Below are 11,566 nucleotides of genomic sequence, written 5' to 3'. Positions count from 1 at the left end.
CCGAGATCCGTTCCTACGGTTCAGTAGGCGCGTGAGCGATCACGCGGCTACCCTGTGCGCGACGGAAGGAGGACGGCGTGCTGCTGAGATTCCGCACGGCGAATGTACGGTCGCTGCGCGACGAGCAGGAGCTGTCCTTCGTCGTACCACCGGGCGAGGAATCGGATGTCGCGCGGACCGTCGAACTCTCCGACGGGAAGCAGCTCCAGGTCTATCCCTTGCTGGGCATCTTCGGCGCGAACGCGTCGGGCAAGTCCAATGTGATCTTCGCGCTGAAGAAGATGCGCGAAGCGGTCCTCAGCTCGTACGGCGAGTGGACCTCGTACCAAGGGATTCCGCGCGAGGTGTTTGCGCTGGATCCGAAGGCCGAGGCGGAAAGCTCCTTCTACGAAGCCGACTTCGTGCTGGGGGACGGCGTCCGCTGGACCTATGGCTTCGAGCTGGGCGCGCAGCGCGTGGAGGCCGAGTGGCTGCACGCGTACCCCAAGGGCCGCCGCCAGGTGTGGTTCGACCGCGACGCGACGCGCGAGAAGGTCTTCGACTTCCCCGGCGACCGGGTGCAGGACCGGGCCCTGCTGGCCCGTATGACCCGTGCCGACGCGCTTCTGCTGTCCCGTGCGGCCAACGACAACCACCAGCAACTCACGCGTATCTTCGACTGGTTCAAGCAGAACCTCTGGGACATCACCCCGGAGACGGAGATCGCGCAGCGCGAGGCTTTCACCGCGCGCAAGCTGCTCGACGAACGCTCCCGGGAGCGTATCGAGGAGCTGCTGCGCATCGCCGACCTGGGGATCAGTGGGGCCGAGGTGGAACAGCGGCCGGGTCAGGCCCCGTCGGTCAGGCTGCTGCACTCCGGCGGAAACGACGGAGCCGTACCACTCGACTGGAAGCGGGAGTCCTTCGGCACGCGGTCGTGGTTCGCCCTGATCGGCCCGCTTCTGCTGGCGCTGGACGAGGGCGCGGTCCTGCTGATCGATGAACTGGACGCCAGCCTGCACCCGCGTTTCGCGGCGGAGGTCGTACGGCTCTTCCAGGCCCCGTGGGCCAACACCAGGGGCGCCCAGCTCGTCTTCACGTCCCACGACCCGTCATTGCTCAGCATGCCTCGGGGCGGTCGGCAGCTGGAGCCTGGACAGGTCTGGCTCACCGAGAAGGACCGGGCCGGCGCCACCGAGATCTACCCGCTGAGCGATGTGGAACCGGGCGAGGAGGAGGACCTCACGGACTCCTACCTCGCGGGTGCTTTCGGGGGTGTACCGAAGATGGCCGCCGGACAGATCGGGCGCAAGCTGCTGGCATCACGTACAGGGGAGGCGGAGCGTTCCTGATGGCGAGGGACAGGGGGCGGGACAACCCGGGGCGAGGGCGGAAGCAGCGTCCGGAGGAGCGCCCGCGAGAGGTGTACGTCTTCACGGAGGGCGAGGTCACGGAACCGGGATTCGTCGAGTACGTGCGTGATCACGGGACCCCCGCCAAGCAGGGCCGCAGCGTCGAGATCTTCTTCGAGAACCTGACCGCGCCCTCGAAACGCCGTAAACCCCTGCCTTTGGTGGAGGAGGCCATTCCGTACGTTGCGAGAGCCGAGAGGACGGCGCGGAAAGCCGGGCTCAAGGAGAAGGACTGGAACTGGCCGCAGGTCTGGTGCCTCTTCGACCGGGATCAGCATGAGGACATCCCTTCCGCCTTCGCCAGGGCGAAGCGAGCCGGCGTGAGGATCGCCTACTCCCACCCCTGCTTCGAGCTGTGGCGGCTGTTCCACTACCAGAACTACACGAGCACCTTCGGCGGCGTCTGCGACAGCGCGGCGGAACGCCTCAAACGGCAGCCGGGCTTCGCGCAGACCTACGGTCCGACCATCCGGAGCGTCTCCCCGGAGACGGCGAAGCGCGTGATGCCGGAGCAGCTCCGTGGCAGGTACGAGAAGGCCCGCCGCTTCGCCCAGCAGCGGAACGCCACGCACACCGGACCGGACCAGAACCGCTGGGACCCGTACACCGACGTGTGGAGCTTCGTCGAGGACGGGCTGGGCGTCGCCGACTACTGACGGAGGCGGGACGCTTCGGTCCCTCGCGTGCCGGTGACGCCGTAGGCTTCCGGGTGCAACCGGACAGAAGTCAGACGTAGAGGGAGTGCCGTACGTGGCCAAGCTCACGCTCGCGCAATTGGAACGCCATCTCTTCGCGGCGGCGGACATTCTGCGCGGCACGATGGACGCCGCCGAGTACCGGGACTTCATCTTCGTCCTGCTTTTCCTCAAGCGCGTCAACGACGAGTTCGATGCCGCACGAGAGCGGATTCGCGCCGAGGCCCTGGCGGCCGGGTCCTCCGAGGAGGAGGCCGAGGAGGAAGCGGAGACCTACCAGAACTACCGGTTGCGCGGAGTCGTGTACGTACCGGAGGAGGCCCGCTGGGAGCGGCTCGCCGGGGGAGTCGACGAGATCGCGACGCATTACCTGCAGCCGGCCCTCGACAAGCTGGAGTCGCAGCCCGGCAACGGAGAGCTGCGGGGGCTGTTCAGCCACGTCAACTTCAACCGTATCGGCGGTGGCGGAGGCAGGAGCTCGTCGGCTGCGGATCTCGCCGACAAGCGGCTGGCCGCGCTCATCGAGCACTTCGGCAGTATCCGGCTCCGCGGCGAGGACTTCGAGTTCCCGGACATGATCGGTGCCGCGTACGAGTATCTGATCAAGGACTTCGCGGATACGGCGGGCAGCAAGGGCGGCGAGTTCTACACCCCGCGTGCGGTCGTCCGGATGATGGTCGAGCTGGCCCGGCCGACGGCGGGAATGCGGATCTACGACCCGTGTGTCGGCTCCGGCGGAATGCTCATCCACGCCAAGGAGTACATCGACGAACACGGTGGCGACTCCGGGAACCTGTTCCTCGCCGGGCAGGACGCCAACAGTGGCTCGTGGGTCATGGCCACCATGAACATGCTCTTCCATGGTGCGAAGTCGTTCTCGTTGAAGACGGGTGACACCCTCACCAACCCGCTGCACCCCGAGGCCGATTTCGACCTGGTGCTCAGCAATCCGCCGTTCTCCATGGACTACAAGGAGGACGAGGTACCGCACCGGGAGGACCGGATGCCGTACGGGATTGCCCCCGAAAAGGGTAAGGCCGACCTCATGTTCCTCCAGCACATGCTGGACATGGTGCGGGTGAAGGGCGGATCGGTCTTCACCGTGATGCCGCACGGCGTCCTCTTCCGGGGCGGCGGCGAACAGAAGATCCGCACGAAGCTGCTGGACGCGCACCTGATCGAGGCCGTGATCGGCCTCGCGCCGAACCTCTTCTACGGGACCGGCATCCCGGCCTGCGTCATCGTGCTCCGCCCCCCGGAGCAGCGGCCCAAGGATCAGCGGGACAAGGTGCTGTTCATCAACGCCGACCGCGAGTACCAGGCGGTGCGCGCGCAGAGCGTGCTGCTGCCCGAGCACGTCGAGAAGATCGTCTCGACTTTCCACGCCTACAAGGATGTCGAAGGCTTCGCGAAGGTGGTGGACCGGAGCGACCTGGCGGAGAACGCCGACAACCTGAACATCCGCCGCTACGTGGACAACACCCCGCCGCCGGAGCCGCAGGACGTACGGGCACACCTGATGGGCGGTGTACCGGTCGCGGAGATCGAGGCGAAGAAGACACTGCTCGACGCGTACGCGGTGGACGCGCTGGAGCTGTTCGCGGCGCGCGAGGGCGATCCGGAGTACGTCGACTTCCTGCCGGAGGGCGAACGCCCGGACGCGGCCCGGCTGACCGAGCTGGCGGGCGAGCGGGAGGCGGTGCTGTGGAAGGCGTTCGAGGAGTGGTGGACGTCGGAGGCCGAGCAGATCGCCCTGCTGGCCCCGGCGGATGATGGCGATGACCGTACGGAGAACGAACGCAAGGCCCAACTGGCCAGGCTCCGCGAGGACTTGATCACCTCCTTCCGATCCCGCCTCCTTCAGGTCGGCCTTCTCGACCGGTACGCGCTGGCCGGCGCGGTCGCCGGGTGGTGGCACGAGGGCAAGAACGACCTCAAGGCGCTTTCGGTGAACGGCTTCGGCGGCGTCATCGACGGCTGGATCGACATGGTCAAGACGATGCTGGCCGCAGAACCGGACCCGAGCACGGGCGGCAGCCGAAAGCGCTCGGCGGCGGAACGGCGCCAGGCCTACGACCACAAGGTGGTCGCCGCCATCGCTCCGGAGTTCCTGGAGCGACTCGCGGCGGCGGACCGGGCCAAGGCGGCGCTGGACGCGAAGGTGAAGGCAGCCGAGGAGGCGAAGGCGGCCCTCGCGGCGGCGGAGAAGGCGGCAGCCGAGTCCGGCGAGGAGGACGCGGAGGTGGACCCGGCCCTGGCGGAGGCCGTGCTCGCACCGAAGGCCCTGGCGAAGCTGAAGAAGGACCGGACGGCGGCGGGCAAGGCCGTGACCGATCTGGAGAACGACTTCTGGCCGATCGACCCGGGGAAAAAGCCGAAGAAGGCGGTGGCGGCTGCCAAGGCCAAGGCTGCGGCGGAGGACGTGCAGGAGTCGCTGCTGGACGCGGTTGAGGGGGAGGGCGGGGCCGAGGCTGAGGCGACGGTGCCCCTTCTTACTCGGGTGCGGCGGGGCCTGGATGCGGAGAGAGCGCGCGATGCGGTGCTCGGCATTCTGCGTGACGACCTTGTGGGCAAGCTTGAGGGGCATGTGGTGCGGAGCCGCCGGGGGTTGGTGGAGTCGTTCCAGGTCTGGGAAGACAAATACGCGGTCTCGCTGCGGGTCCTCGAGACCAAACGGGCCGAGGCATCGACCCAGCTGAACACCTTGCTGAAGGGGCTCGGTCATGGCGGGTGAAGTGCGTGTAGAGCGTCGCAAATTGTCCGACCTTGCAGACGTTACGGGGGGTGTGACGCTGGGGCGCGAGGTGCCGGCGAGTGAGAGCGTGGAACTCCCGTATCTGCGAGTAGCAAATGTCCAGGATGGATACATCGACACTGAAGACGTCAAAGCAGTACGTGTGCTGAAGTCCGAGGTGGATCGATTCCGCCTGAGACGTGGCGACGTTCTTCTCACTGAAGGCGGTGATTTCGACAAACTGGGCCGTGGGGCGGTTTGGGACGGTCGAATTGACCCCTGCCTGTACCAGAATCATATCTTCCGAGTTCGTTGCAACCCTTCACATCTGGTGCCGGAGTATCTTTCCCTCTTCATGGCATCACCTGAGGGGCGTTCGTACTTCCTGAGAATCGCCAAGCAAACGACGAACTTGGCCACGATCAACTCGTCGCAGCTCAAAGCGATGCCAGTGCCCTGGCCGTCGATCGCTGAACAACGTCGGATTGCTGGAGCGCTCGATGTCGTGTCGGCTGAAGAGAACTCCATTGAAGCATCGATCACGAAGATTCGGGCCGTGCGCCAGGGGGTGCTGCTCAGGGCAATGCCCTTGGGCGCACAGGGGGTGCCTCTCGAAGACTGGCAGCGCGTAACGCTCAAAGCGGTCGTTCCGTCCACTGACTATGGAATTTCCGAAGCGTTGGTCAGTGACCCGCAAGGCATGCCGGTCCTGCGCATGAACAACATCCGCGATGGACAGGTAGATACCAGCGAACTTCGCTACTGCCCCACCTCCGTGCCGGACAGGCTCGTGCTGCGGCATGGAGACGTTCTGTTCAATCGAACCAACAGCATTGAGCACGTTGGCAAAGCCGCCATGTGGAAGGATGATCTGCCGAAGGCCACGTTCGCTTCCTACTTGGTTCGCTTGAACCCTGACCTTCGGCAGATCACGCCGGAATACTTGGTGGAGTGGCTGCAGCACCCGATCATTCGCCAGCGAGTAAAGGCGATTTCGACAGTCGCTGTCCAGCAGGTGAATGTAAACCCGACCAGGCTCCGCGACCTCGAAATCGACCTGCCCATTTCTCTGGACGAACAGCGCAGGATCGTGAGCTCGCTCACCGCCTGCGATGACCGGATTCGCCGCGAGGAAGAGGAGCTTGCCAAGCTCCGCCAGCTGAAGATTGGCCTTGCGGACGATTTGTTGGCGGGCAGGGGCGGTCGGGTCCGGACAGGGTTGATGCTCACGGCCCGAACTCAGAGCCCTCACCGGAGAGTTTGAGCTCCGCCCAAACCGCCTTTCCGATCCCGTTCCTGCGCGGGCACGTCCCCCACCGGTCGGCGAGGGCGATCACCAGTGCCAAGCCGCGGCCGTCCTCGTCGTCGATTCCGGCCGGGCGCGGCTTCGGGAGGTCGTTGTTCGCGTCGGCCACCTCCACGCGCAACGTGCTGTCGTAGAGCGCGAATCGCGTTCCGATCTTCCGGCCGGGCGACACCCGGCCGTGCTCGACGGCGTTGGTGACGAGCTCGGAGAGCAGCAGCGCCGCTGTCTCGGCAGGCTCGTCGTCGATCTTCCACTCGACGAGTTGCTGCCGCAGGGCTGCCCGTGCCCGGCCGGCGCTTCTGCGGTGGCGGGGGAAGAGCTGGCGGGTTTCGACGCCGGTGGCAGGCATGGCCGTGGGCGATTCTCCGGATGCAGACACAGGGGTGCCCCCTCAAGTGCGCGTGGCTGGATGGCGGTTTGGCCTGGCGTGGCCACCCGCAGAAAGTTGCCGTGCGTGAGCAAAAGGCAACTATCCGCATAGTGAGGTGCCGTGCTCGCACGGTGCAAGCAGAACACCTAAGTTCACTCCATCTGACGCTGACGCTGGGTATGTTGGTTGTCGCGAAGAGTGCGCGATGGGAAGTTCGGTTGAGGGGGCGTCATGCCAGTGCTGGAGAACCCAACGGTCCGTCGCCGGGTACTGGGGGCGAACTTGCGGCGGCTGCGCGATGAGCAGGGCCGACTGCTCGAAGACGCCGCCCAGGAGCTCGGATGCCACCCGGCGAAGGTCAGCCGGATCGAGTCAGGGCGCAGCGGGATCCGTCAGCTCGACCTCAGAGTGCTGCTCGACTTCTACGGTGTCAAAGACGTGAGGACTCGCGAAGGGTGGCTCGCCCTGGCACGCGAGAGCCGACGGCAGCGCTGGTGGCGGGAGTTGGAGGATCAGCTTCCGCAGGACTTCCTCGACCTGATCGGTCTGGAGGACGAGGTCGCCGGATGTCGGGGCTTCCAGCCGAGCATCATTCCCGGGCTGTTCCAGACCGAGGCGTACGCGACGGCTGTCATCCAGGGTGGCTCGGCCGGGCCTCCCAGTGAGGCGCAGCTCACCAAGGTGCGCGTTCGACTCGAACGCCAGAAGGCGATGACAGGGCGCCGACCGGAACCGCTCCATGTCTGGATGGTCCTCGGAGAGGCGGCGCTGAGGCAGCAGATCGGCGGGCGGGGAGTGCTTCGGGAGCAGTTGCTGCATCTGGTGGAGATGGCACAGCTTCCGAACGTCACGTTGCAGGTACTACCCTTCTCGGCAGGGGCCTGCAAGGGCGGCATGTTGCCCTTTCTGCTCTACAGTTTTCCAGCTCCGACGGAGCTGGAAGTAGTGCTTCTGGAGAGCTTCACGAGCCACGCCTACCTCGAAGGGCCCGGAGATACGGCGCACTACAACGGAGTCTTCGATCATGTGCGAGCAACTGCGTTGAGCGCACTGGACTCGGAGGCGCTGATGGTCAGCCTGGCCGACGAACTGGCCCGCAGCTAAGGAAGAACGGCAGATGTCCTCTGATCGGTCCGAGTGGTTCAAGAGTTCCTACAGCCAGCAGAACGGCGAGTGCGTGGAAGCCCGCCGGTCGGAAGCCGGTCTGGACCTGCGCGACACCAAGGACCGCCGGGCCGGCACCCTCGCCTTCACCGCCGCCGCATGGAGCGCCTTCCTCGGGGACGTGAAGCAGGACGCATCCCGCTCCGTATAGCCGCGAACACCCCCAAAGCCCCTGGCCGTTGCCAGGGGCTTTCGCGCACTCCGCCTCCCCTTGTGATCTCCTGGCGCAGAATGGGCGGACAGTCGGGCGGTTCACTCGGAGGGGCGCGGGCGGATGGTACGGGGTGCGGTTGGGCGGGACGAAGTCGAGCGGGACGAAGTCGAGCGGCCGTTCATCGAGCAGCTCAAAGCGATGGGCTGGGAGCACATCCACGGCTCCGATCTCGCCGACGACGAGCGATCCCGTGACGACGTACTGCTGACCAAGCGCCTCGCCGCAGCCGTTCGGCGCATCAACCGGCTGCCGGGCACCGGGGACGCCTGGATGACGGAGGCCGACGCCGGGCGGGCCGTCGATGATCTGCGACGAGCGGCCCGCAGCGTGTCCGCGCAGTCGCTGCTACGGGCCAATGGCGATGCCACGGCCCTGCTGTTGCGTGGCACCCCGATGACCGGGCCGCAGGACAAGGACTTCCTCGTCCAGTTCGTCGACTGGGAGTGGGAGGGGCAGGACGACGCCGAGATCCTCCGGCGGAACCGGTTCCTCGTCGTCGACCAGTTCCGTATCCGCAAGGCCGACGGCAAGGATGCCGTCCTCGATCTCGTTCTGTTCGTGAACGGCATCCCCGTCGCTGTCGTCGAGTGCAAGAGCCCCGACCGCAAGGACGCCATCGGTGACGCGGTCCGGGACCTGCGGAGGTACGCCGGGAAGCCGCTGGAGCACGACGCCCGCACGGACTCGGGGAGCCCCGGCGGCGTGCCGGAACTGTTCGTGCCTGCCCAGTTGTTGATCGCCGCGAGTGGGAGGACCGCAGCCCTCGGCACGATCTCCGCCGCCGAGGAGCACTACGCCGCCTGGCACAGTGTCGAGCCGGACTACGCCGACGACCGTGCCCTGCGCGCCGCGCTTCAGGCGTCGAAGGTCCTGCGGGGTGAGGCCAAGCTGACCGGTCAGCACAAGCTGATCGCGACCGTGCTGAAGCCGCGCAATCTGCTGAACATCATCCGGCACTACGTCTTCGAACTGCCCGTCAAGACCAAGGAGGGCGAACCTCCGGTCACGGTCAAGGCCGTCTGCCGGCATCAGCAGTACCGGGCCGTGGAGAAGATCGTCCACAAGCTGCGGACCGGCCGCAAGCGAGGCGAGTCAGGTGCCGAGGACGACGAGCGTGGCGGCGTCATCTGGCACACCCAGGGCTCCGGAAAGAGCCTCACCATGTCGTTCCTGGCACGACGGCTGCACATGAGCCGGGATCCGGAGCTGAATCGCTTCACCCTGCTCGTCGTCACCGACCGCAAACAGCTCCAGCAGCAGCTGTCCGCAGCCGTGCGGGTCAGCGGCAGCACCATCCGTATCGCCAGGTCCCAGACCGATGTGGAGAGCATGCTCCAGCGGGCGGGCAAGCCGGGCGGCCGGGCCGTGATCTTCGCGATGATCCAGAAGTATCTGGGGCGGATCCCCGGGTTCGTCGGGGAGACGGACGGCGACGACCGGGAGTTCGCCGAGGAGTTCAAGCAGGCACATGGTCGGATCTCCGCGGGGGCGGACCCGGCCGAGGTCGCGGACCCGACGCCCGACGAGGCCACCACCGAGGCGGTCAGGCGCCGGTTCACGGAGTGCAGCACCGAGTCGCGTGTGCTGGTCCTGGTCGACGAGGCGCACCGTTCGCACACCTCCGTACTGCACGCGTGCCTGCGGGACTCCGTCCCCAACGCCGCCCGGATCGGCTTCACCGGTACGCCGATCATGAAGGGCAAGCTGAACGACACCGGCCGGATCTTCGGCCTGGAGCCGGGCGACACCTTCCTCGACTCGTACCGGATGGAAGAGGCGGAGAAGGACAAGGTCGTCGTTCCCGTCCGGTACGAAGGGCGTGCCGGGCAGGGCAGGATCAACAAGAAGCAGGTGCTCGACGCCAAGTTCGAAGACCTCATCGCGAAGCTGAGCGAAGAGGAACAGCCCAAGGCCCGCAGGGGCACGAAGCCGACGAGCAGGGACGTCGCCGAATCCTTCCCGATGATCCGGGCCAAGGCCGTCGACATGCTGGAGCACTACGTCACGGGGCCGCTCACCGGTGGCTTCAAGGCCCAGGTCGCGGCTGTCAGCAGGCGGGCGGCCGTGCACTACCGGGATGCCCTGCGCGACGCCCGCGCCGAGCTGCTGGCCAAGGTGAGGGCGTTCGACGGCGCGGCCCGCGAGACGTTGCGGGCGAAGAAGCCGGAGAAGTACACCCGGGAGGACATCCTCCTGCTGCGTGCCTGGCAGTACCAGGAAGTGCTGCGGCGGATGGACTTCGTGCCCGTGATCTCGGAGGGCGACGAGCGCAAGGGCGGTCTGTGGCGGGAGTGGACGGACCCGAAGAGCCAGGAAGAGCACATCGAGCGGTTCCTGGAGCCGTTCCCTCATCTGCCCCCCGACAACCCGTGGGCAGTCGAGCATCCCGAAGAGACCGACCCGCTGCCGGGCGGCACCGTCGGTCTGAACCCCTGGAGCAATGAGGTTCCGGACACCCCGGTCGAAAAGCCGCCGATCGCCTTCCTGATCGTGAAGTCGATGCTGCTGACCGGGTTCGACGCCCCGATCGAGCAGGCGCTGTATCTGGACCGCCCGATCCAGGACGCCGAACTGCTCCAGGCCGTGGCACGCGTCAACCGGCCCGCCCGCCTCAAGCGCGAGGGCCGGGTCGTGGACTACTACGGCGTACTGAACAACCTTGCCGTGACCCTGGCCGCCTACCGGGGTGACCCGCCGGTGCTGGACGGGCTGCGCAGCCTGTCCTCGGAGGTACCGGGGATGACGGGGGCGGCGCGGCAGCTCCGCCGGTTCCTCAAGCGGCTGGGTACCGGCGGGCTGGACGGTCCCGGGGGCATGGGACGGGCGATGATGGCTCTGCACGACCCGGAAGAGCGGGCCGAGTACGACCGGCTTCTCGGGACGTTCCTGGACGCGCTGGAACGCGTACTCCCGCACGAAGCGGCCCTGGAGATGATGCCGTACGCCCGGCGATGGACCCAGTTGCAGTTGCGTGTCCGCAGGCACTACCGCGACGAGTCGGGCGGCACGTTCTCGATGCGGGGTTACGGGCGCAAGGTCCGGGCGCTGATCGCCGACCATCTGGAGTTGCCCGAGATCACGCAGGCCATCGCACCGGTCTCCATCCTCGACCCCGATTTCGACGAGATCGTGGGACGTATCCCGGATGTCCGCGAGTCCGCGGCGGAACACGAGCAGGCGCTCCGCTACCACCTCGAAGAGCGCATCGTCAACGACGACCGGCAGGTGTACCGAGAGCTCTCCGCGGACCTCCAGCAGGTGCTCGACGAATTCGCGGGGCGCTGGGAGGACATCCAGCGGGAACTGGGCCCGCTCATCGACAGGGCACGGCAGGCCGAGCAGGCGGATCCGGAGACGGCAGGGCTGACGCCGGTGGAACGGAAGCTGTACGTCAAGCTCACCGATCACATGGCCGAGCACCCGGTCTTCGGCGAACTCGACCAGGAGTTCCTGCGGGCGCTGACGGTCGAGCTCGCCTCTCTCATCTCCGAGCACGTCTCCAGCGCGTCCTGGTCCGGGCTGGAGACCAGCCTGGAGGATCTCCAGGTGCACATCTGGGCCCGGCTGCGGGAGAACAAGCTGCGGCCGGTCGAGGGCGGGCTGAAGCCGCTGACCTTGCTCTCCAACTCGATCGCGGGATTCGCGCAGGATCACGCCGGGGCGTTCCGGGCGGAGCGGCTGGGACAATAAGG

At 66.8% G+C, this 11,566-nt stretch carries 8 protein-coding genes; 7 read left to right on the top strand and 1 reads right to left on the bottom strand.

The features are described 5' to 3' along the window. Window positions 1-77: 77 nt before the first annotated feature. The 4 genes from BT364_RS20440 (at window position 78) to BT364_RS20425 (ending at window position 6,084) form a co-directional block, all read left to right on the top strand. Window positions 78-1,331, top strand: a complete 1,254-nt coding sequence (locus BT364_RS20440; protein WP_072486644.1) for an AAA family ATPase — start codon at window positions 78-80, stop codon at window positions 1,329-1,331. Continuing rightward, the gene (locus BT364_RS20435; RefSeq protein WP_072486643.1) at window positions 1,331-2,047 is read left to right on the top strand and encodes an RloB family protein; all 717 of its coding nucleotides are present in this window, start codon (window positions 1,331-1,333) and stop codon (window positions 2,045-2,047) included. The genes BT364_RS20440 and BT364_RS20435 overlap by 1 nt, the downstream gene beginning before the upstream one ends. Before the next feature lie 94 nt (window positions 2,048-2,141). Next, entirely contained in the window at window positions 2,142-4,820 is a 2,679-nt protein-coding gene (locus BT364_RS20430) for a type I restriction-modification system subunit M (protein WP_072486720.1), read from the top strand. Next, window positions 4,810-6,084 carry a restriction endonuclease subunit S gene (locus BT364_RS20425; protein ID WP_072486642.1) on the top strand — a complete coding sequence of 425 codons (1,275 nt, stop codon included), beginning with the start codon at window positions 4,810-4,812 and terminating at the stop codon, window positions 6,082-6,084. The genes BT364_RS20430 and BT364_RS20425 overlap by 11 nt, the downstream gene beginning before the upstream one ends. Here BT364_RS20425 and BT364_RS20420 read toward each other — a convergent pair. After that, complete coding sequence (locus tag BT364_RS20420) at window positions 6,047-6,475, bottom strand: ATP-binding protein (protein WP_072486641.1); 429 nt, start codon at window positions 6,473-6,475, stop codon at window positions 6,047-6,049. The two genes, BT364_RS20425 and BT364_RS20420, sit on opposite strands and share 38 nt — an antisense overlap. Window positions 6,476-6,727: 252 nt before the next feature. Between BT364_RS20420 and BT364_RS20415 the strand changes: the two genes are divergently transcribed. From BT364_RS20415 to BT364_RS20405, 3 genes are all read left to right on the top strand, one after another. Further along, window positions 6,728-7,600 (top strand): helix-turn-helix domain-containing protein, encoded by an 873-nt coding sequence (locus BT364_RS20415; RefSeq protein WP_072486640.1) that lies wholly within the window; start codon window positions 6,728-6,730, stop codon window positions 7,598-7,600. Between the two features lie 13 nt (window positions 7,601-7,613). Next, window positions 7,614-7,811 (top strand): DUF397 domain-containing protein, encoded by a 198-nt coding sequence (locus tag BT364_RS20410; protein WP_072486639.1) that lies wholly within the window; start codon window positions 7,614-7,616, stop codon window positions 7,809-7,811. 123 nt (window positions 7,812-7,934) lie between these two features. Next, the gene (locus BT364_RS20405) at window positions 7,935-11,564 is read left to right on the top strand and encodes a type I restriction endonuclease subunit R (RefSeq protein ID WP_072486638.1); all 3,630 of its coding nucleotides are present in this window, start codon (window positions 7,935-7,937) and stop codon (window positions 11,562-11,564) included. Window positions 11,565-11,566: the final 2 nt, after the last annotated feature.

The sequence above is a fragment of the Streptomyces atratus genome (assembly GCF_900119365.1).
GTDB classification, from domain to species: Bacteria; Actinomycetota; Actinomycetes; order Streptomycetales; family Streptomycetaceae; genus Streptomyces; species Streptomyces atratus_B.
The sequence above is the reverse complement of the archived record's forward strand: the minus strand, read 5'-3'. Positions and strand labels throughout refer to the sequence as shown.